The 22,496-nt window shown below is 42.3% G+C and carries 24 protein-coding genes; 15 read left to right on the plus strand and 9 right to left on the minus strand.

The genetic code is table 11. The annotated features are described in order from the left end of the window. Position 1 precedes the first annotated feature (1 nt). Positions 2-1,030, minus strand: a complete 1,029-nt coding sequence (gene trpD, locus FIB07_08180; GenBank protein NJD52827.1) for an anthranilate phosphoribosyltransferase — start codon at positions 1,028-1,030, stop codon at positions 2-4. A 70-nt stretch (positions 1,031-1,100) separates the two neighbouring features. On the opposite strand from trpD, the gene FIB07_08185 reads away from it, so the two are divergent. The 9 genes from FIB07_08185 to FIB07_08225 all read left to right on the plus strand — a co-directional run bounded on the left by FIB07_08185 (position 1,101) and on the right by FIB07_08225 (position 7,168). Further along, positions 1,101-2,015: a hypothetical protein gene (locus FIB07_08185; GenBank protein ID NJD52828.1), complete on the plus strand. Its 915-nt coding sequence runs from the start codon at positions 1,101-1,103 to the stop codon at positions 2,013-2,015. Between the two features lie 93 nt (positions 2,016-2,108). Further along, the gene (locus FIB07_08190; protein ID NJD52829.1) at positions 2,109-2,480 is read left to right on the plus strand and encodes a 50S ribosomal protein L7ae; all 372 of its coding nucleotides are present in this window, start codon (positions 2,109-2,111) and stop codon (positions 2,478-2,480) included. A gap of 4 nt (positions 2,481-2,484) precedes the next feature. After that, entirely contained in the window at positions 2,485-2,700 is a 216-nt protein-coding gene (locus FIB07_08195) for a 30S ribosomal protein S28e (GenBank protein ID NJD52830.1), read from the plus strand. 4 nt (positions 2,701-2,704) lie between these two features. Beyond that, positions 2,705-2,899 carry a 50S ribosomal protein L24e gene (locus FIB07_08200; GenBank protein ID NJD52831.1) on the plus strand — a complete coding sequence of 65 codons (195 nt, stop codon included), beginning with the start codon at positions 2,705-2,707 and terminating at the stop codon, positions 2,897-2,899. Positions 2,900-2,908: 9 nt separating this feature from the next. Next, a complete protein-coding gene (locus tag FIB07_08205; protein NJD52832.1) occupies positions 2,909-3,361 on the plus strand; it encodes a nucleoside-diphosphate kinase in 453 nt (150 codons plus the stop codon). A 55-nt stretch (positions 3,362-3,416) separates the two neighbouring features. Then, positions 3,417-5,180, plus strand: a complete 1,764-nt coding sequence (gene infB, locus FIB07_08210; protein NJD52833.1) for a translation initiation factor IF-2 — start codon at positions 3,417-3,419, stop codon at positions 5,178-5,180. Positions 5,181-5,291: 111 nt separating this feature from the next. Further along, positions 5,292-5,654: a hypothetical protein gene (locus FIB07_08215; protein NJD52834.1), complete on the plus strand. Its 363-nt coding sequence runs from the start codon at positions 5,292-5,294 to the stop codon at positions 5,652-5,654. 43 nt (positions 5,655-5,697) lie between these two features. Beyond that, positions 5,698-6,891, plus strand: coding sequence for a cofactor-independent phosphoglycerate mutase (locus tag FIB07_08220; protein NJD52835.1), 1,194 nt, complete (start codon positions 5,698-5,700; stop codon positions 6,889-6,891). Positions 6,892-6,898: 7 nt separating this feature from the next. Further along, positions 6,899-7,168 (plus strand): hypothetical protein, encoded by a 270-nt coding sequence (locus FIB07_08225; protein ID NJD52836.1) that lies wholly within the window; start codon positions 6,899-6,901, stop codon positions 7,166-7,168. A gap of 108 nt (positions 7,169-7,276) precedes the next feature. Here the strand turns inward: FIB07_08225 and FIB07_08230 are convergent, their stop codons facing one another. The 3 genes from FIB07_08230 to FIB07_08240 all read right to left on the minus strand — a co-directional run bounded on the left by FIB07_08230 (position 7,277) and on the right by FIB07_08240 (position 9,482). Beyond that, on the minus strand, positions 7,277-7,564 hold the full coding sequence (locus tag FIB07_08230) for a DUF131 domain-containing protein (GenBank protein NJD52837.1): 288 nt from the start codon (positions 7,562-7,564) through the stop codon (positions 7,277-7,279). Positions 7,565-7,665: 101 nt separating this feature from the next. Next, complete coding sequence (locus FIB07_08235; GenBank protein ID NJD52838.1) at positions 7,666-8,226, minus strand: DUF366 family protein; 561 nt, start codon at positions 8,224-8,226, stop codon at positions 7,666-7,668. Next, positions 8,223-9,482, minus strand: coding sequence for an HNH endonuclease (locus tag FIB07_08240; GenBank protein NJD52839.1), 1,260 nt, complete (start codon positions 9,480-9,482; stop codon positions 8,223-8,225). Before FIB07_08240 ends, FIB07_08235 begins: the two co-directional genes overlap by 4 nt. 461 nt (positions 9,483-9,943) lie before the next feature. On the opposite strand from FIB07_08240, the gene FIB07_08245 reads away from it, so the two are divergent. From FIB07_08245 to FIB07_08255, 3 genes are all read left to right on the plus strand, one after another. After that, the gene (locus FIB07_08245) at positions 9,944-10,207 is read left to right on the plus strand and encodes a hypothetical protein (protein NJD52840.1); all 264 of its coding nucleotides are present in this window, start codon (positions 9,944-9,946) and stop codon (positions 10,205-10,207) included. Then, a complete protein-coding gene (locus FIB07_08250) occupies positions 10,204-10,608 on the plus strand; it encodes a type II toxin-antitoxin system VapC family toxin (GenBank protein NJD52841.1) in 405 nt (134 codons plus the stop codon). The genes FIB07_08245 and FIB07_08250 overlap by 4 nt, the downstream gene beginning before the upstream one ends. A gap of 80 nt (positions 10,609-10,688) precedes the next feature. Continuing rightward, positions 10,689-11,648: a hypothetical protein gene (locus FIB07_08255; GenBank protein NJD52842.1), complete on the plus strand. Its 960-nt coding sequence runs from the start codon at positions 10,689-10,691 to the stop codon at positions 11,646-11,648. A 72-nt stretch (positions 11,649-11,720) separates the two neighbouring features. Here FIB07_08255 and FIB07_08260 read toward each other — a convergent pair whose 3' ends face one another. The 3 genes from FIB07_08260 to FIB07_08270 form a co-directional block, all read right to left on the minus strand. Next, entirely contained in the window at positions 11,721-12,431 is a 711-nt protein-coding gene (locus tag FIB07_08260) for a 4Fe-4S binding protein (GenBank protein ID NJD52843.1), read from the minus strand. Between the two features lie 317 nt (positions 12,432-12,748). Next, a complete protein-coding gene (gene pyrG, locus FIB07_08265) occupies positions 12,749-14,326 on the minus strand; it encodes a CTP synthase (glutamine hydrolyzing) (GenBank protein NJD52844.1) in 1,578 nt (525 codons plus the stop codon). Positions 14,327-14,370: 44 nt separating this feature from the next. Then, positions 14,371-16,242 (minus strand): hypothetical protein, encoded by a 1,872-nt coding sequence (locus FIB07_08270; protein NJD52845.1) that lies wholly within the window; start codon positions 16,240-16,242, stop codon positions 14,371-14,373. Between the two features lie 52 nt (positions 16,243-16,294). Between FIB07_08270 and FIB07_08275 the strand changes: the two genes are divergently transcribed. Both FIB07_08275 and FIB07_08280 read left to right on the plus strand, forming a co-directional pair. Then, entirely contained in the window at positions 16,295-17,179 is an 885-nt protein-coding gene (locus FIB07_08275; GenBank protein ID NJD52846.1) for a DUF1743 domain-containing protein, read from the plus strand. After that, positions 17,176-18,636, plus strand: a complete 1,461-nt coding sequence (locus FIB07_08280) for an indolepyruvate ferredoxin oxidoreductase subunit alpha (GenBank protein ID NJD52847.1) — start codon at positions 17,176-17,178, stop codon at positions 18,634-18,636. Before FIB07_08275 ends, FIB07_08280 begins: the two co-directional genes overlap by 4 nt. Before the next feature lie 14 nt (positions 18,637-18,650). Here the strand turns inward: FIB07_08280 and FIB07_08285 are convergent, their stop codons facing one another. Further along, positions 18,651-18,866 carry a hypothetical protein gene (locus tag FIB07_08285; protein ID NJD52848.1) on the minus strand — a complete coding sequence of 72 codons (216 nt, stop codon included), beginning with the start codon at positions 18,864-18,866 and terminating at the stop codon, positions 18,651-18,653. 189 nt (positions 18,867-19,055) lie between these two features. Then, complete coding sequence (locus FIB07_08290; GenBank protein NJD52849.1) at positions 19,056-20,390, minus strand: PGF-pre-PGF domain-containing protein; 1,335 nt, start codon at positions 20,388-20,390, stop codon at positions 19,056-19,058. Between the two features lie 410 nt (positions 20,391-20,800). Between FIB07_08290 and FIB07_08295 the strand changes: the two genes are divergently transcribed. Then, complete coding sequence (locus tag FIB07_08295; GenBank protein ID NJD52850.1) at positions 20,801-22,468, plus strand: hypothetical protein; 1,668 nt, start codon at positions 20,801-20,803, stop codon at positions 22,466-22,468. Positions 22,469-22,496 lie beyond the last annotated feature (28 nt).

Here is a 22,496-nt window from a genome sequence, read left to right on the forward strand (position 1 = left end):
TTTATAAGAACCTTGCAAGTTTTTCAGGTTCGCCTGCCGCGTTTACGAGTTCTTTCAGTTTGTTTAGAGCTGCGCCGCTATCTATTACCTTGTTTGCCAGGTTTATTCCGGCAGTAAGATTTTCCGCATGTGCGCTAACAAAAAGCGCTGCGCCCGCATTTACAGCGATTATATCCCGTTTTGCTCCTTTTTTGCCTTTAAGGACATCCACAATATCCCTTGCATTTTCTTCCGGTGTGCCTCCGGCAATGTCCTCCATTGAAGCGCGTTTAACACCAAGTTTCTCAGGTGTCGTAGTGTATTTTGTAAGCTTTCCGCCGTTCAGTTCCACAATTTGTGTTTCACCGGCTGTCGATATCTCATCCATGCCGCTGCCGTGGACCACAAGCGCCCTTTTTGTTCCCAGGATATTGAGTACGTTTGCCATTGGCTCACATAAGGAACTGTCAAATACACCTATCACCTGTGCCTTTGCATTAGCGGGATTCGTTAGGGGCCCCAGGATATTAAAAACAGTCCGGAAACCCAGGTCGCGCCTTATCTGCCCCACACGCTTCATCGAAGGATGAAATACCGGGGCAAGCATGAATCCGATGCCAACCGTCTCAATTGTCTTTTCCACCTGTCCGGGAGGCGCATCTATCTTTACACCAAGCTCTTTTAGCACATCAGCACTTCCCGATCTTGAAGTGATAGAGTAATTCCCGTGCTTTGCAACAGGAATGCCTGCACCTGCTGTCACAAGCGCCGCGCCTGTGCTTACATTAATCGTTCCCATTGAGTCGCCGCCTGTGCCGCAAGTGTCGATAAGTGTCCCGTTGATTTGCGGATTTATGATGTTGGCGGCTTTCTTCATTCCCAGTGCAAGTCCTGCGATCTCGGCAGGGGTCTCACCTTTCATCTTCATGGCCGTCAAAAACGCTACTATCTGGGTATCGGTTGCATCGGTAAATATTTTAGATATCGCAAGCTGTGCCTCTTCTGTCGTGAGACTCTGTTTCTGGATAAGTTTATTGATATAGTCTTTCATAAAGATCATTGTACATTCCTGTACATCAATGTATAAGTACGTACATCGTATATAAAAGTTATCCTTTAATATGAGAAAAGTAATTATGGGAAGCATGAATCAGCAGTTGGCATATAAATTACTGGCAGCCTTTCTCGTATTAACCATGTTAGGCTCGGTATTTGCCTTTTTTTTCACAGGGGCAAGAGACGAAACCACGCAGGAAACCAATACTCCGGATACGGATCTGGGCAAATACGACCCGGGTTTATGGACGGTCAACGAGCCTTTCTATTCAATTTCTGATTCTCTCAAAATGACACCGCCGGGGGCTGAAGTAGCATATTATGCGGATCTTGAAGGCATGACCCCGCAACTGGCACAATGGACAAGATCGGAAAATACAATGATCGGTGGATTAATTCAGGAAGTGGACACAAAGCTCTATAAATCAAATACTACAAAATTATATTATGCAGGGATCCGGGAAGGAAATAACAATTCACTTCTTCTTTTAAATACAATGGCGACTCCGAATAATGATTTTGAATATATAGTCATACCTGATACCAACATTCTGGTGCGTCAGGAACAGGATTTTTATGGGATGTATAACATAATGGGAACACCTACTATTTTTGCCCAACCCCAGACTGCTGTAAATGTCCTGGAAATTATTTACGGGCAAAATAAAACAAATACATCATATGATCAGTACGAAGGACTTATAAGTAAAGTGGAACCAGCGCCATTCCAGATTGTTAATTCAAATATAACATTTGCCAAACAGTTTTATTTTGGTATCGGAATTGTCAATGGAAGTTATGAACGGACCACAGCCTACCTTGATGCAAACTCAACTGTTTTGGGAAAACTTAACGAGTCAAAATCCAACAGCACACAAAAAGGTTTCGAACAGTATAATGTCAACCAGAGTGGAAATTATACTGTTGTTAAAATAGTATCACCAGAACTGTTCACAGTTTTGAATGAGGAGACCACATAGGCGCAAAATATATAGCATATCATGCTGTAGAAAGCGCCGATACTTTTATTCAAATGAATGATGAAGGATAAAATCCTGAAGGAAGTAATTAAAATGGCACAACCAACCTATATAAAATTTGAAGTTCCCGCTGAACTGTCCAATAAAGCATTAGAAGCTCTTGAGATGGCACGGGATACTGGAAAGATCAAGAAGGGAACAAACGAAGCCACAAAAGCGATAGAACGCGGTATCGCAAAACTTGTAATAATAGGCGAAGACGTAAATCCGCCTGAAATTGTCATGCATCTTCCCGCACTTTGCGAGGAAAAGAATACACCTTATATATATGTGAAAAAACAGGTGGAACTTGGTGCAGCAAGCGGGTTAAGTGTGGGCAGCGGCGCGGCGGCAATTGTTGAACCGGGAAAAGGTAAAGAACTGGTAGATGAAGTGGCACAGAAAGTCCAGTCATTAAAGAAGTGAGATCATGGCTGATGAAGATGCAGGATATCCTGCAGAAATAGTTGAAATCGTGGGTAAGACCGGCATGCACGGCGAAGCCATGCAGATACAGTGCCGGGTACTGGATGGAAGGGATAAAGGCAGGATCATTACCAGGAATGTCGTAGGACCGGTAAAACTTGGTGATACCCTGATACTGCTTGAAACCTCACGGGAAGCAAAGAAATTAATGTCAAGGTGAGACCATGGAAAAAAGGAAATGCTCATTCTGCGGAGGTGCAATTGAACCCGGTACAGGCAAGCTTTATGCAAGGAAAGATGGAACAGTGTTCTATTTCTGCTCCTCTAAATGCCAGAGTAATTTAAACCTCGGCAGGATACCCAGAAGAGTCGCATGGACCGAAGCGGGAAGGAAAGCCAGGGGAAAAACAGCAACATAAGGTGAGATATTGGAGCGTACATACGTAATGGTAAAACCCGATGGGGTGCAGCGTGGCATTATCGGTGAAGTTATAAGCAGGATCGAGCGGCGTGGACTAAAAATAGTGGCTATGCGTATGAATACGATGTCACTTGATTCTGCAAAGAAACATTATGCTGAGCATGCACAAAAACCGTTCTTCAATTCCCTGGTAAGTTTCATAACATCAGGGCCATCGGTTTCGATGGTTGTTGAAGGAAAAAATGCAATATCAGTGATGCGTGCAGTTAACGGCGCTACAAATCCTGTTAACGCTGCCACGGGAAGCATTCGCGGCGATCTGGCACTGGACACAGGACGCAATATCGTCCATGCAAGCGACTCTCCTGAATCTGCAACCAGGGAAATAACCATCCATTTTAAGGAATCCGAAATATCAGGATATACAAGGGCTGACGAAGCCTGTATATACGAAAATTAAGGTTTCATTTTTAAAAACGCTCTTTATTATATACTTTTAACATAATCTATAGAATATGGGCGAAAACCTGCGCACCCCCATCGTATGCGTTATGGGGCATGTGGACCACGGTAAAACATCTCTTCTTGATAAGATAAGAGGAACCACAATAGCAGAGCGTGAAGCAGGGCTTATAACCCAGCATATCGGTGCGACAGAAGTGCCGCTTGAAATTATAAAGCGTGTATGCGGCCCTATATTTAAGGGAGATACAAAGGTCCCCGGGCTTCTTTTTATCGACACTCCCGGCCACAGGGCATTTACCACCCTGAGGGCTCGCGGCGGGGCGCTTGCCGATCTTGCCGTTCTTGTTGTGGATGTAAATGAGGGATTCCAGCCCCAGACGCTTGAAGCTGTGGAAATCCTCAAGAGATTCAAAACCCCATTTATTGTGGCAGGAAATAAGATCGATAAAGTACCCGGATGGAATCCGCAGCCAGGAAAGCCGTTCATATTATCTTTTCCAGAACAGACCGGGTTTGCAAAAAGCGGGCTTGATGAAAAAATATACGTGATCATAGGCAAACTTTATGAAATGGGCTTAAGCTCTGACAGGTATGACAGGGTACGGGATTTCCAGCGAAACATCGGTATTGTGCCCGTAAGCGCGAAAACAGGAGAGGGCATACCTGATCTTCTTATGATATTGATGGGACTTGCCCAGAAATTCCTTGAAAAAGATCTTGAGTACAGGGCTGTTGGCCCTGGCGTCGGGACTGTTCTTGAAGTAAAAGAAGAGACTGGTCTTGGAACAACTCTTGATGTGATATTATATGATGGGGAATTAAACGTAGGCGACACGATCGTTGTGGGAAGTAGAAACGCCCCTATTTCAACGAAAATACGGGCCCTGTTAAAACCAAGACCGCTTTCCGAGATGCGCTCCGAAGAGAAATTCAAACAGGTAAAGAAAGTCGTGGCAGCTTCAGGTATCAAGATCGCAGCTCCATCTCTGGAAGGAGCGCTTGCAGGCTCCCAGGTCCGCGTAGCTACAGGAAATATTGATGAAGTAGGAGCCGCCATAAAATCTGAAATAGACTCGGTACGGATCGAAACAGAATCTAACGGCGTATTGATAAAATCAGATACGATCGGCTCACTTGAAGCCCTTGTGAATGAATTAAAAAAAGAAAATATCCCGATCCGGAAGGCCGATATAGGAGACATTTCAAAACGTGATGTGGCTGAAGTAAAAACAATCAGGGAACCGCTATTTGCAGTAATCCTGGGATTTGAAGTAGATGTTTTGCCGGATGCAAAAGAAGAACTATCCGGTTCAGATATTAAATTATTTACAAATAATGTCATCTATCGCATAATAGAGGATTATAAGAAATGGGTAGTGGAACAAAAGCAACTCCTTGAGAGAAAACGTTATGAGACAATTATCAAACCAGGAAGATTCATCATCATGCCAGACTGTACATTCAGGCAAAGCAAGCCTGCGGTTGTTGGTGTACGTGTCCTGGGCGGTATCATTAAAACAAATCTTGAAGTAATGAAAGAGGACGGCACCATTGTCGGAGTAATAAAAGGAATACAGGAGAACAACGAGAATATAAGCGAGGCTAAGGCCGGGAAAGAAGTGGCTATGGCTATTGATGGGCCTATAGTTGGCCGCCAGATAAAAGAAGGGGATACGCTTTATATTGATATTCCCGAAAAACATGCGAAAATCGCAGAACAGGAATTATTCGAAGCCATGAAAATTGAGGACAAAGAGACTCTCATGGCATTCATGGAGATCAAACGCAGAAGTAATCCTTTCTGGGGAAAGTGAAATAACCGGTGGGTTTGGGAAAAATCAGAAGGCAATGAGATTATTTCACACATGCTACACAATAACTATTATATAACTGTATAACATAATAAATACGTAAGAGGGTACAAAATGTCGATACTTGATGTAACGGAAGATCAGATCTTCCAGACTTTAGGCAAAGGGAGAGACCCTAATTTCAAGCCTATTGAAAAGGCCAGGCCCCCAATATTAAAACCTAAAAAAACCATCAATCAGAATGTAAGGGCTGCACCTGTAGCAAAAGTTACACAACCCCCGGAACAGGTTGTTAAACCTGAAATAGCAATTCTTTCAAAACAAAATGATGATTCGGTTAAGAAGCTTACAGAAGATTTGAATGAACTGAACAACCGCGTTAATGGGATACAGAAAATGGTAAAATGGTATGTAATACCCCAATCCGTAGTAGTTGTGGTTCTGATCGTTGCTATTGTGGTAAAAGCTTATTCTTGAACCAACCGATATTTTATTGTATTAGCAATTCTTCTTGGAGGACATGAAATATATTGTTCTCGTTGGCGATGGGATGGCCGATTATCCTGTTCCTGAACTTGGGGGTCTGACCCCGCTTCAGGCAGCAGATACTCCTAATATGGATTTTATTGCAAAGCATGGAAAATGCGGGATTGCAAAAACCGTACCTGATAATAAGCCGCCAGGCAGCGATGTTGCGAATCTTTCCATAATGGGATATGATCCTGATAAATATTATTCAGGCCGCGGTCCGCTTGAAGCCGCAAGTATAGGAATAAATCTTGAGAAAGACGATATCGCTTTTCGGTGCAATCTTATTACGGAAAAAAACGGGTTGATCGCCGACTACAGTTCAGGTCATATTTCAAGTGAGGAAGCCGGTATCCTGATAAAAGCCGTAGATAAGGAACTTGGCAAATCGTGCAGGTTCCATGCAGGCGTAAGTTACAGGCATCTGCTCGTAATGAAACGCGCGGAGTTTGCACAGTGTACCCCGCCCCATGACGTAGTAGGCCAGCCTGTTGAAGATGTATTGCCGCGAGGTGAGGATTCGCAATACCTGGTTTCACTTATAAAAGCATCACGACCTGTTCTTGAAAACCATGAAATCAATAACAAAAGAAAAAAAGCAGGAAAGAACATAGCCAACCTTATCTGGCCATGGGGACAGGGAAAAGCGCCTGAAATGCCTCTGTTTAAAGATATGTTCGGGGCTTCGGGTTCTATCATCTCGGCGGTTGATCTTTTAAAAGGGATCGGGAAATATGCAGGCCTGAATGTCATAGATGTTCCGGGAGCCACAGGGTATCTTGATACTAATTTCTCCGGAAAAGCACAATACGCGCTTGATTCGTTAAAAGAACGGGATTTTGTCCTTGTGCATGTCGAAGCGCCTGATGAGGCAGGACATATGGGAAATATAGAAGCAAAAATAAAAGCGATTTCTGATTTCGATGAGAAAGTAGTAGGCGGTATGCTTAATGAACTTGGCGGATTCGGGGATTATAAAATACTTATTTTACCTGACCACCCAACCCCCATATCCATAAAAACGCATACAAGAGAACCAGTTCCCTTTGCAATTTATTCTTCTGTGGAAAGCGCTGATTATGTGGACAGGTATGATGAATTCGCGGCAAAAGAAGGGATTTTCGGGCTTGTGGAAGGATACAGGCTGATGAATTTACTGATTGAGGATAAGAGAAACGGAAAATGAGGCTGTTTTGGATCCGGAGACGTACTGGTATTTAATAGGAATTATTGCTGCATTGCTGACTACATTTGGTTTTGTGCCCCAGATAATCAAAATGCATAGAACCAGATCTTCAAAGGATGTGAGCCTTGTAACTTTATTCCAGTTCAGCGCAGGCGTTTTCCTGTGGACGTTGTATGGGATACATCTTGGGGATGTTATTATCGTTATGGCGAATGTTACCAGTTTCTTAATTCTTATAACAGCGATCTGCGTGTATTACTATTATTCTAAAAAATAGTTACTTTTCCCTGTCGTAAATTTTAGCATCTTATGAGGTGTAAGAGCTTATCTGAAAATTTGACCTACATTTGTTTTTCACACCGATTCGATGCACATAATTGGTTATCTAATATAAAAATACCAGTGCCAGGATCATAAGCGCTATAGTCAATAAAATAGAAATAATCGCATATCGTTTGTCAGAACCAAAAACAATCGGTATCGGTCCGATCAATATTACACCTCCGCCTTTTACTTCTGTCTCAGGTTCCGTGTCTGAAATGCTTTTTTTTCCGGGAATTTCATTCTTCCTCCCGAGGAAAAACATCAATAGCATCAGGATAACACCGATAAGCATCGCTATCACTGTGATCTCAGGGGATGTCCCGAACGCTATGGGGATAGGGCCTATCATAATAAGACCGCCGATATTTGTATTTTGCGAGGAAACTATAGTCCCTATGAAAACCATTGCAAAACCAATAAGTATGAGGGCAATACCCGATTTTATCAATTTCATAAGCTTTTTGTTTTAACGATATCGCCTTCAATATCCTCAATTTCACGGACAAAATTATCTGCAATATCTTTTGCGACTGCTTCCCAGTCTTTTATTCCAATTTCAGTTAGTGCTGCGGTCCTGACATCGTGAGGTGTTCCCTGTGTCGTGATATTGATCCCGCAATGGATTTTTTCACTCGTTACACCCGCACTTGCAATGCTTACAGTAAGTTTCCCGTTATCCACAAAAAGATCATCGCCGTTGCGGGTTGTTTTTATGCCGTATTTTCCAAGCACATCCCTTATGCTTACGATAAGAAGGCGCTGCATGTAATATGCAAGCCGCATACTTGCAGGTGAATCAAATCTCTCTACAATAAAATGGATCAGGTCATCGCCCATAATGGTTTTCCCTGCTTTTTCATCTTCAAGATCCTTCATGTTTTCAAACGTCACATCCATGGGGCCATGGAAAACCACTATGGAATCGCCTTTTATCCCCATACTATAAGCCCATAATGGTGCTATCTGGGAGCCGTCATATTTTATTGCATCTGGAAGGATTATTGAGTTCATAATACTCCGTGGGGTGTAGCGGTAGCGGAAACCACACTCTTTAGAGTGTGGGGGAGCGTACCCCGCCTCAAATTCGAGATCAAAAACGTATTAGCAGTTTCTAATAGCGTGAGTTCTTTCGCCTTTGCTGAGGCATGGATTTTTGTACCATCAAGTTGTCTCAATTCAAAATAACCGGTTTTTCTTCTCCCGAATACGAAACATTCAATATTATTCCATAGAACTTTATCGAATCTTTGGAATCCGTGAATGAATCGGGCAGCCGTGTTCTTGATATGGCTTCTATCGCCTTTGAATAATTTACGATTACATTTTCTGACCTGTTGGATTAAATGGCTTACTGGACTTCTTTCTTGTATAGTTCCACCTGCGATTACAAAAGCATCGGTATTATGGGATTTATCAAGATCCAATGCAATTCTATTAAATTTTGTGATATATCCATAAGTGTGATTTACAATATTTCCTGCAGCCCTTAACATATTGACCATTTTCCATCTTACTATTGACATAAAAGTTTCCGGTTTGAAACTTGTGGGTAATTTTATATCCAGTTTCAGTTTTCCTTTTGAAACTTTTGTATGACAGGTCTGGCAAAGGGTCAATAGATTATCAGGGGCATTTCCACCGATTTGTCTTGAAATAATATGATGTATTTCAAGTATCGGGTCTTTTGATTTACCTTTACATGCCTGACATGTATGATCGTCCCGGTGAAGCACATATTCCCTGACATTCCAGCTATCTTTCTGTACTCCGTTCTGATATCCAGCTCCGGATATTTTAGGATTCTTGATTTTCTGGATATCAAATGCAGCTACTTCAATAACGATCTTCGTAATCGGAAGCAATCTTTTTATGTTGTCAATTAACTTGATATGGCTTTCAAGTTTATGCTGGATTGAAGGAGCAAGCCATCCATCTGGTTTTTTTCGGTTAAGGAATCTTGGTGGTCTGTACCATGTTTTTCTGCTGCGTCTTGCTCTGCGATACTGCTTTCTTTCCGAATTGAGTTTTACCGTATCTGAGCGAAGTATTACCTTGGCGGAATACACTTCTTTCCTGTCTGTTATTGCAGATAATCCCACATTCAAGAATCCGCTATCCACTCCAAGAATTATCGGTTGTTTTGTTTCTCCTGTTGCATATTTTAGTTGAATCGTGAATGGTGTTCTCCTGATTACTTTCGCTTTATCCTCCTTTAATAACTTTTTTGCTTTTTGTGGTGTTGTAGGCATGAGTGTTTTTCCTCTCATGTTTAGAACATAAACAGCAGATACACTCGTGTTCTGCTTTGCGTGTTCTGTCGCAATTAGAGCCGCATCGGAGTTGTTAGGAGATGTTTTTAAACCTATTACACTGAGAGTTTCCTCTAAACCGTTGCGCCAGTTTACGTCGCACACACGTATGGCTTTGCCATACCTGGATACAGCGTGAACCGATGTTTCGGTTCTGTTTAATAATAGATCACAGTTGCCACTAACGTGCGGAATATCGGTGGGTGTGTATGTATTTCTTTCTTCTAACTTCTGCATAATTTATGCCTCCTTGTCAACCTGTTACCCATGCTCCTCACAGAACATGCCCACAGCCTTCAGGTGTGGGTGATTGACGATTGTTGGATCCTTATTGTTTCTGTATCTATAATAAGTGAAACTATTTGAGGATATTTCTAATTCAAAAATCTTATTTAGTAGAAAGTAGAAAGTAGACTAATATGGCCGAGAATACAAGTGTCAAAATAAGTTCGGATGCGAAAATAATTCTTGATAACCTATTCCAGCAATTACGCAGCAGTGGAATTAAAATTACAGAGAAAAAAATCCTCGATATACTTATCTCAAATTCAGATGTCGCAACAATAAAAAAACTCCTGAAAAAAGAAGATAATACTGCCCTCATTATGCTGAAAAAGCCTGTGCATTGGGGAGTTGCAGATTCTTCAGAAGATATAGACCGATATCTTTACGGGGACTCATGAGCCTTCTTATTGACACTTCTGCGCTTATAGCTGCAAGAAATGCTGATGATAAAAATCATGATAAAGCTCTTGTTATCATGACCGGGGCTTTAAAGGGGGAATATGGAAAATTGTATGTCAGCGATTATATCTTTGATGAAGCAGTAACCATTGCTTACCTTCGGACTGGCAATAAAAATTTTGCGAAAGATATAGGCAGGTTCTCAAGAGCCAGGCCAATTATATTCAGGTTCCTTGAGCCTGTCGACTTTGAGAGGGCATGGGATCTTTATCTAAAATTTAAAGATAAGAATTTTAGTTTCACGGATTGCACCAATATTGCAATGATGGATAGACATAATATTGACACACTTTTCACTTATGATTCTGAATTTAACGGGATCGTGAGTGTAATAAGTTGAAATATCGTGATCAAATCGAAAACATAATATACATGCCCAACACGATTCATACAAAAACGGGTATTGGTTGATGATTTGATATGAAGATAGGAAGATTTATTATTTTATTGATTTTCATACCTGTCGTATTTTCGACAGCGGCATATGCAGCAGAAGCAAACTTTACAGCATCTTTACTGACGGCAAATGATGTTAATTGTAAAAAATGCCATACTGATACCCCGCATATCATCCATGCCAATAAGCCGGTGGAATGCGTGAACTGTCATGGTGACAAGCTGAATGTATCAGTACCCCAGTGCACAAAATGCCATAATGGGCCAATCCATCAGGTACATGCAGGGAAAGTGGCCACACAGACCTGCGCATATTGCCATAAAACCATAACTGATGTACATAATAATCTTCTGAAAGATGCAGTATGCTCCCATTGTCACCAGGACCTGATACAGGTGCATGGAAACAATGAAGCATGCGTAAAATGTCATAAATCACCTCCGGCTATTGTTAAACCACTACAATCAGAAGGAATGACTCTCATTTGCCAGAACTGTCATTCGGCTTCCAGCGTTGCAACTATCCACGGGGGAGTCGATGAAAAGAAAGGTTGTTACGGATGCCACAAAGGTACTTCCAAAGCCAGCGGCAGCGAGATACCACATGCGATCCATGCTTCAAAGGTGGATTGTCAAAACTGCCACCAGGAAAATGGGCAGGTTGTAGTACCTAAATGCACAAGATGCCATGATATTGATACACTGCATGCCTTTAATAAGATTGGGAAATTAACGTCGCAAAGTGGATTGCAGTGCTCTGCCTGCCATACGGAAGAGACAAAATTGTCAGCGCCGCAAGCAGTTCCATCGCAGCCTGCAATTACGGTCACAACTGTATCAGCTGTGGAAACAGCCAAACCTGGAAACACCCCGGATAATACCATTCCCCAGGCTTCACCAGTGAAATCTCCGGGATTTACCGGAATACTCGCAATAGGACTTGTGATCGCAGGATATATTATCAGGAAACGGGGCTTGAATTAAGAGCATGTCTCAATATTTATTCTGGAAAGGATTTACAGGATCGAATAAATAATCCAGAAACCAGAGGCAACTTCAGGCTGCCTTTAGCGTGATCACGGGTTTACTTGCCCCGATCTTGCACGAATCAGAACATTTCATGCAGGCGAGACAATCCGTTGATTCTATATTTTTGCTTTTTCCCGTATAATCCTTGCACAGGTCAAGATTACATGATGAGTGACATTTTTTGCAATTCCTGCAATCTCCTATCGATATATTGAGGATTTTATTCTTCGCGATAAGTGATTGAGCGTATCCAACAGGACAAAAACTGCACCATGTCCTTGGCATGTAAATAATACCCAGAGGTATGGAAATCAAGAGTGTAGTCATGATACACATGAATACAATGAAACCTCCGATCGAGGCAAGCTCATCATCCGATGTCAGCAGCGGATTTTTATCAAGAAGTACCATAATAAACATTATTGTTAGTATTGAAGCAATGAACAATTTGAACGCTTTTGACCTCAAAAAATCCGGTATTCTGGACTTGTTCGATATTTTCTCAACAAAATATTCAAGGAATGTGCCACGAGGACAGAGCCACCCGCACCAGAACCTTCCCAGTATAGGTGCCATGAGAATTCCTCCGGCAATTATAAATCCGATCAGAAGAAGTCCTATCTCGAAATAAAGGTCATTGTGGATTATCAGGCCATATACTGCTATTGTAAATATTATCAAACTTATGGCAAGTGACGTGAATTGTGTCGTTTTTCTTATTTTTTGGAATTTATCCATATATCTCCTTTTCGAAAGTGGCGTTATAGTCAATCAGTATTAAATAAGCCGATAGGAATTCAAAGATTAATTGAACGCTCACCGCAAAGAACGCAAAGGGAGCAAAGATTTGCTTCTATGCTTTGCGTTTTTTGCGGTTTATTGTATCTTTTTCCTTTTGGGCGAAATATGCATGACTGACCATACCAATCGTGTTACCAACTTTCAGAATATTACCTTACTTATGCACAATTGTATATATTGGTTTTGTCAAAACTATACAGAACTTAAAGTCAATGAATCTGATTTATTACTACGCTGTCTGAAAAATGCCACAATCACTGTATAGCCGCTTTCACAAATGCCAGAAACGGCGGCGACGGCTTTCCGGGGCGTGACTTGAACTCGGGATGGAACTGGGAACTAAAGAAGAACTTGTGATCAGGTATTTCTGCTATCTCCATCCTGTGGTCATTCATGCCAGTGAATTTCATACCCTTTGCCTCGATCTGCTTTATGTATTTCGGGTTTACCTCATACCTGTGGCGATGGCGTTCGATAAGATTGATGCCTCCATACAATTTACAGGCAAGGGAACCTTCCACAAGAACCGCTTCGCAATTACCCAGGCGCATTGTACCGCCCATATTCCTGATGTTCTCCTGCTCGGGTAAAATATCGATAACAGGATGCTGTGTCTTTGCAAGCTCGGAGCTGTTCGCATCTGTTAATCCCAGTACATCCCTGGCAAATTCAATCACAGCAAGCTGCATGCCAAGGCACAGGCCAAGATACGGGATATTGTTCTCGCGTGCATATTTTATGGCAAGGATTTTCCCTTCGGTCCCGCGCACACCGAAACCTCCGGGAACAAGGATACCATTATATTTCCTGAGAATATCAATATCTGATGGATTCCTCTCAAATTCCTCAGCATCAAGCCAGTCTGCTTTTACACGGCAGCCGCATTCTATTCCTGCGTGTTTTAGCGCTTCGTTGATACTGATATAAGAGTCGCCAAGATGCGCATATTTTCCCACCACCGCTATACGGATCTCCTTATCAATGGAAGCCATCTTCTTCATTAACGTTTCCCAGACATGAGAGATTTCTTTTTCCGTAATATTAAGCTTCTTCATTAAATAATCTGAAAGACCCTCTTTTTCCATAAGTGCAGGAACATAATATATATCGCTTGCATCATGGGCGCTTACGACCGCACTTACGGGAACGTCGCAAAAGAGCGCTATTTTTGATTTTGTGTCAAGAAGTACGGGTTCTTTGCACCTTGCCACTATTGCATCAGGCTGGAGGCCGAGGCTCCTGAGTTCTTTAACAGAATGCTGTGTGGGTTTTGTTTTTTGTTCACCCTGCGTGTCAAGAGGAACAAGCGTCACATGCACAAAAATAATATCCTCTTCCATTTCCTCACTGTGCATTTGCCTTACCGCTTCAAGGAAAGGCATGCTTTCGATGTCGCCGACCGTGCCGCCCACTTCGATTATACAAATTTCCGCGCCGCTCTTTTTTGAAACTTTCCTGATCCGTTCTTTTATCTCATTTGTCACATGAGGGATGATCTGTACGGTTTTCCCAAGATAATCCCCGCGTCTTTCCTTTTCTATGACTGTCTGGTACACCTGCCCCGTAGTTATATTATGCTCCCGTGTTAGTTCAATATCAAGAAAACGTTCATAGTTACCAAGATCAAGGTCGACTTCTCCCCCGTCTTTAAGGACAAAGACCTCACCATGCTGGTATGGACTCATGGTCCCGGCATCGATATTAATGTAAGGATCGATCTTGATGGCCGTAACATTGAATCCTTTGTTTTTCAAAATCCGCCCGATAGATGCTGCCGTTATTCCTTTTCCAAGTCCGCTCATCACACCGCCGGTGACTATGATGTACTTCATGACCGCTTTTTACGATAGCATAGGGGATATAATTAATGGATTGGTTATTTCCTGATTTTTTTATTTTTATTATATAATCTTCTTGCCGCCAGCAATATAGATACAGCCATAACTGCTTCAAAACCCGGAACTTCTATTTTTGTTTTTGATCTTTTTACGGTAGCATCAGGAGCAGGCATCAGAGGCTCAAATGGCTCTGACACATAAGGGGTAATGACAGGTTTAACAGGTGTTTGATTTGAGGGAATGGAATGGGATTTAAGTACGATTGAGGTCTTTGCGATTGTCCTGGCATAAAAATACTGGGAAATTTGTTCATATGGATTGGTCATAGTTTCCCCGTATTCATAAGCGCTCACTGCAAGCGTGGGTTCGATCCCCGCAAGACGGGCTTCGTTTATCGCAACTTTCGCAGCTTCGTAACTCTCATCGACTTTCTTTTGTGTATCTTTTTTACCCATTAACCCGATCATGGTACTGGATTTTGTTGTGGCCTGGAGTGAATCAAAAATCGCACCTGCATAGTAGCCGCGCTCCATTTCCTTCTGCGCGTGGTCCAGGTCCTCGCCTGCACCGCCTGTTATCTCAGGATGCGACCCGGTTTCTGAGACCAGTGCGAACATATAGGTATTGATGGATTGGGCCTGGCTCAGGTACCATCCTGCGCGGTCTTTCAGGACTTTTTCAGGCACGATTTTCCCATCAGGCGTCGCAAGCGTAAGCCACCACTGCGCTGTACGCGCTCTCTCATGGGCAAATGCAAGTGAAGTAATCTTCTCCTGCGCATCAGTAAGTTTTTTCGCATCATCAAGTTTCACCCTGGCAGCAGTAATCCTTGATTCGGCAGCACCTACTGCTTCCGCATCACTTATTCCGTATAATGTGAAATTACTAAGATCATTTTCGGAGAGATTAATCTGTTTTTCAACTCTCCTTATGATTTCTGTAAGATATTGTTCCTTATCAGACGATTTATCATATCCGTCATTCCACTGTGCAAATCGCATTGTATACATTGAATTGAAATATAAGGAAGTCGCAGCATAGTATTTATTATCATCATACATCTTATCTGCCCTGTCCAGGATATCCTTTGCAGTCCCCAGGAACTGGTTTTTAGGTAATGTTGATTCCATTTCTTTATACATATACCCGGATTCGTTTTTCAGATCCCGGGCAAGAGGTTTCAGGAGGTCCATGTATTGAGTTGTCAGTATAGTCCCTTTATATGTTGGTTTTGTAATCTCATAACCTGTAAATTCCCTGACAACATCCTGTATCGTACTTACTTCTTTTACAGTAACATTCAATTTCTTGCCAAGTTCAACCACATCCACTGTTTCCTCAGTATTTGTAATAATAATAGAACCACCTGAACTGGTGTTTGTTTTTGTCACGGTTACAGTGCTCTGGCCTTCGGGTATCAGGAAAAGCGTAGCGTTTTTTTCCGCCGCAGCTTCAAGCTTGAAGGGTATTCCGCCAACAGGTCCTATTGATTCATCAGGATTGATCATTCCCGTCATCACAACATCGCTTTTCAGAGGCCATTTGTTTATAGCAGCAACTGTTGCTACGGTCAGCGCCCCGCCTGCCGAAGGCCCGCCAATGATAGGTGAACTTATATCTATAATATAATAGAAATCATACGATTTTTCATCAATCCCCAGGACATCAGATGCGACCATGGCTGCGATTCTCGCCGAACCCTGGAGATCCACCTGGGTGTAAGGGTTCGTATCAACGAATACATGGCCTGTGCCGTTGGTCACTATCACCTCGGCTCTCAGAAGGATTCCTTCTTCCCCGTCACCTGTGCTTTTATCAGCAACAAGAGGGACTGAAACACCTTCTTCAAGCGCATAAACACTATTTATTGTCAAGAGCATTAAAAAGATACAGAGAATTCTATATGTCATTTAATTATACCCATAACTCATATATCAGATAAAATACTTAAAACCAGTGTTTATGAATCTACAAGATCCTTATACTATACCTTATAAAGGTATTTACGCAGTAGCCGACCACAAAAATGAATTTGTGGAAATTATGGAACATTCCAATTGTTATGGCGGCTCAGCATGGGCGCTGTATCATTATTCTAAAAGCCCGCTTGTCATAAAAAGCCGCTCTGTCGGGGACATGATGCGCTACCTGGTAAGGGTGGGAAGATCAAACCTGGAACTGCAATCATCAACAGCTGCTGCGGGCATTGAATCCGTCCTCGTGAATGACGATGAAATAGAGATAACATATAGCGGCCTCGGCGGCGGGGGCGTTGGGGCGACCACATGCAGGGCATGCGCAAAGGGCGTTATCCGCTCGAATATTTCAGAGTCAGGCGGGGGAAAACGCGCAAGCGGCACGATCGTAGTTCCGCGAAGGGAACGGGTACTCGTAGGAATGGACAATACTGATTCAAAAGAAGTGGGGGCGACATGGACTCTTGCCCATAATATCGGGGCAGCCGTTGATTCCCTGGAACATAAATATATTTCACACACGCTTGTCCAGCTTTATCCCGTGCCTGACAAGACCCAGAACTGCGTGGCGACAGTACTTGAATTTGCGTGCATGCAAGGAGCCAAGGAAGAGTTACTTGCCAAAATAAAAGAGGGGCTTCTTAAGTACAGCGTCTCATCCGAGACAGGTATGGTCGCTTTATCCGGTTTTGATACTTCTTCTCTTATGGAATACAGCAGGCTTTGCAGAAGCAGGATGATTTCCAAAGAATTAACAATTGAGACAGCCGCAAAAAATAATGTTGAAATTTGCATAGATGGAAAAGGCATAATAGGAGCACTTGCGGCTCTTCCCTGGTTTTCAAGAAATGATGAATCGGTATTTTTATGAATGGCCTTGAAGCAATAGTTAGCGGCATTGTTGATTGTGATGTGAAAAGAGTCACTGGCGTCCCCGGTTATCCGATAACAGACCTCATGGAATCACTAGGAGATGTTAAGCACGAATGGTCAGTTAATGAAAAAGTGGCGCTTGAGATAGCACTGGGATCGTCAGTATGCGGGCAACGCTGTGCAGTCATTACAAAACATGTTGGTATGAACATACTTTCAGACCCGCTTGTTACCTCGGCGATACATACCATTGGCGCAGGTGTTGTGATTTTCGCAGGGGATGATCCCGGCATCGAAAAATCGCAGAATGAGCAGGATTCGCGTTTTTACGGACTTGTAGCAGAAGTGCCGGTATTTGATCCGGGAACAACGGAAAATGCTTATCTTTGTGTGAAAGAAGCTTTCATGTTATCTGAAACAGTGAGAACTCCCGTGATTATCAGGCTTACTGACAGGTTATTGAAAAGTAATGGCGGCTTCGTACGAAAAAGCGAACCATACCAATCAAAGCCAATTGATAAAAAAATATGGCATCTAACTATGCTCGGGAAACACCAGCGATTCCATGCCGGATCATATCCGCAGATGTGTAGGTATGCTGAAGCCTCAAAATTGAATACATATAATAAAAATAATAAGACCAATAAGAAAAAAGGCAATATTGGAATAATTTCATCCGGTTTTCCCTCGTCGCTTGTTGATTCCATAATATCCGGTGATACGTCCCACTTATCGCTCACGGTCGTAAATCCTTTGCCCATTGAACTTATCGACCGTTTCATAAAAGAGCATTCAAGAGTGCTTGTGGTAGAAGAAACAGAGCCTGTTATTGAAAAGCAGTTTTCAAAAAGAGTATTTGGGAAGCTCACGGGACACATGCCGTATGGAATTGCAGAAGTTGAGGATATCCGAAAAGCCCTTGAAAATATTAATAATGACGCTCCAAAGAGCGATATTGTACCCCAGACTATAGAAAAAAGAGGGCCTCGCCCCATGTGCGAAGATTGCCCGTATATGCCCCTTTATTTAGCAATAAAAGAGCTGGATGTTCCGGTCGCAGGCGATATGGGTTGCTCCATCATGACGTCCTCACCGCCCCTTTCGCTTATCGATGCAGCGTTCTCGCTTGGCTCATCAATAAGTACAGCATGCGGTTTTAACAGGAAAGGCATCGCCATTATCGGTGATTTTGGCTTTGCACACTCAGGTATCCCTGCACTGGTTAATGCGGTCCATAATAAACATGAAGTCGTTGTAGTTGTTCTCCAGAACGAAGTGGCTGCGATGACAGGAGGACAAAACGTCCCGTACCTGGCAGGGCTGCTGAGTTATTATATCAAGGACACTGTAACTGTGGATCCTCATGAAAAAAATATCAGGAAAATCTTAAATGAAAAACTTGGAAAGAATGGTATTTCTGTGATCCTGGCACCGGCAAAGTGCCCAAGATGGTGAGGAAGGGGTTTCTCTTAAACGTGGTAAACGATAACAAAATTATAATACCCATGCATAAACCCGGTTTTAAAGAGATCTTTCTTTTTATTATCCGGATTGATAGTGAGTATTCCTATTACGTTCTTTGTCAATATATTCTCAAGCCACCTGTGCTTCCTGCTACCGGTATTGTATTCTGAATTATGCGCTGTAGGTTTTTTCGTTCCTTTTATTGAGGAATTTTCTTCCACGCAGCAAGCGCGTCAATTACAGCCTATGGCATTGCAACGAACCGGGCTATACAGTTCTATATGATCGCTGCGTTTCTACATTTATCATATAACTTTTCCGTGTCCTTCGGCAACCTGTACTGGTTAATAACAGCATACGTTTTTTTAATAATAACGTATTTTCTCTCTTGGCATCTCTATAACAAAACATCAGGATCTTTTTCTTTGCCAGAACAGGTAGGCCGCTGAAAATACAGCTATTGTAAAAATAACTTCAAATCCTTCTGCAGCGGGTGCTTTTTCAGTTGTCTTCCCATAGGGCAGAACATAGGTCTTGATGTCCTGGACAGGTGCTTTCGTTGCCACAGGTACCGGAAATACCCCGCCTCCTATTGGTCCTCCACCTTTAAGTACGCTTATTGCAAAATGGGAGAAAGAATCAGTCTTTGCTTCGAAATAATGGTAGCTGTCATCCTCACCAACTTCTCTTGTTTCCAGCTTGTTCCATATTCCGCCCCACTTGAGGATGGAAATATCCTCGCCCCGGATATTGTTGTCTGCCATCCAGGAGTTCTCAACCCGGAATCTTATGGATGCGTCCTTCATACTCTTTCGGGCTGCGAAACTGGTTGTTCCAACCCAGATATTTTCATTTTTATAAACCAACCCTGGAGCAGGGATTTTTAATAATGAGGAAGCACCCTTCAGGACTTCTACCATTGCGGTAATTTCTCCTGCATTCACATCACCTGTTATATTAACAAACATTATGGGATTTCTCTTATCTGTGAACCTGTATGATGTTAGCTTATCCTTGTAAATAGCCAGGTCATATTTCTCAATTACTTCGATATTTGATGCATTCTCACCAGAACCTCCACCACCGCCACCTCCGCCGCCACTGCTTGCCGATCCTCCGCCGCTTCCTCCATTACTTCCGGAAGGTGCATCAACTGTGAATGATGATGAACTGGAAGAAAAGTAAGCCTGCCTCTGATCTCCTGTATTGAGGTAAGCTCTTGCAATATAACTGCCTACAGTCAGATTATCTGTTAAGAGTGTAACTTGATAAGTGAATGAAATATTTCCACCGTCTTCACCAGAATTATTCCCATAGCCGTATCCAGGTCCGAAATTGTAAATAACTCCATTGTTTAATGAATCCACGCCTTGCCTTGAGTCAGTGAAGCCATAGTGGCTTGAATTGGGAATTGAGATTACATTAATAGAGATTTCAGAAACATTACCTGAAAGTATTGAACCGTTGACCGGATCGATTGTCCATTGTTTTGAGGTTGGTCCGGTTACATTTAAAGTTACATTGGAAATTGGAACAAAATTATCAAGAGTTTCCAATGTTACTGTTAAATTAAACGTCCTGGAATCACCATGCGTGATCGAACCGGAAAGACCGCTAATTACGACTGTAACCGCATTGGCAGGTACAGAAATCAGTAACATTATAATAATAAAAATTGATAATAGACCGCTTACAATAAATGATACACTTTTGCATTTCGTATCGTTCAATACTCTTTCTCCCATAATCCCACGTCCAGCAATCTTTATCCCGATAATTCCATATTTGATTTGCTATATAAGGATTTCGGCAGGTGGGATGCTATCCGGAATATTGAGCATTTTATTGAGGAAGTTTATAATTCAAAACGTCTTCATTCATCGATTGCATGTAAATCGCCAGTAGAGTAAGCCGGAGAGGGGTAATATGCATGTTTCTGAAAATACTCCAAAAGTATCCCACAAGCTATATATTACATGGCATATAAACATAACAATTGGAGATATAATACATCTGTATTATGAGGGTTACAGGATCTCTACTTTAAGAGTGGTGCATATGATCTCTAATGGATTACCGGGAAAAACGCCGTAGGTGTCTCCTTCCCCTGATGGGATGTAGTATATCTGTGTAATAGAAATAGGGAGGTAAATATATGAATAAAATAATAGTTATGCTACTGCTGTTCACAGTTGTAGCTTTGTCAGAAGTGCCGGAGGCTTCGGCACGGAGCGAATATCTTACAAATTTCAGCGCAGTATATGGTGATGGTTCATGCGCCATTTGTCATGTTAACCCTGCAGGCGGTGGGACATTGACTGCTTATGGTAGTCGTTTTGCAGCTCAACCAAACTATACCGCTAATGTCAGCGCAGCACTGATAGCTACAGGTAGACCAACAATACAGGTACAGATAATCACTCCTGAAGAGGGATCAACGGTAAATGGTGCCGTAGATACGGCGGAAATGCAAGTAATGAATGGCTGCCAGATCGCTAATATCAATGAATGGAGATATAGATCTAATAATAGTATGATATGGAATCCTATTGCAAACTCTACAAATCCGGCAAATAACTGGTCAGTTACATGGAATACCACACAGGTAGATAATGGAAACTATGTAATAGGTGGCAACATGAGCAACACGAGTAATGGGACACCATGCGCTCCTGGCAATGATACAGTAAATGTAACAGTAAACAACTCCAATGTAACGATATCGCCAGCTAATGAAACTGTCACGCGCGGCGGTGTGCAAGAAGGTGTTCGGGTACGTGAGAGATTTGTTATAAAGCAGGGACAATTCCCTGAGGGCGCCACTGACCTTCACTTTAAGCTGTGGCAAAAAGAAGATAATATCGATATAAACGGATGGGAAGTAAAGATAATTGGAGCTTTCCCGAATTCAAACAGTAATTTTGGCGATCAGCCTGAACCAGCTCATTCACATCTGGATAATATGCCGGGACTTCCCAATACGAACAATCCGGATAATGGCAAACACGCCGTAGATGTTAATGCCGATGGGGCAAATATTCCTCCAGGAACAAGGGTTGAAATTGAAGCAACTTTCTGGCTAACATCATGGAATACTAAGCGTATAGCTGATGTCGTCTGGACCAGAGGGAATCCACCAGATCGGGGAAACAGAAGTGTTCCTGATCATGGCTGGACTGTAGATAATCCAGTACAGAATCCTGCAAACCCGGGACAATATAACCATTCTCTTTGTTTGATTAATGATGATGCTACAAAAAATCTTAATATAACTGAGTTAGCGTTCAATGCTACCATGGATTTTTATCAGAATCTTACGGATGTAATTTTTTCACCTTCTAATTATAGTTTTAATCTGACCTCAGGAGAACAAAATTGCACAAACGTGACTACGAGTAGCCCACTTCTTGGAGGACATATCTATTTCAAATATAATATAAGTGACTCAAATATCAGTTATGTTGATACGGCAGACCATCCTATTCCGAATGTAACAGCCACAGTAGTTCAAATAATTGATAACATGAGCGGAGTTCCACAAACCAACCAGTCAACAATGGATATTCTATCGGAGAATTTCATGAATTTCAACGCTGGCGACAGATATAACATAACAGTAACAAATGTAAGCCGCAGTGTAGTGGAATACAATGCATCAGGAGTGTTAATGGGAGGACCAAAACAAACCATAAAGGTTGATTGGATTCCCCGGACGCAAGGCGCTTATATTCTGCGCTCTGAGGCCAATACAACATCAGATGCCATGATAGTGGAGGTAATAAATCAGAAAGTCATTAGACCTGTCCTGAACTTTTCACAATAGCTCTTATCTCTGCAAAAGAGGGATTTTC

The organism is Candidatus Methanoperedens sp., from assembly GCA_012026795.1.
GTDB lineage: Archaea > Halobacteriota > Methanosarcinia > Methanosarcinales > Methanoperedenaceae > Methanoperedens.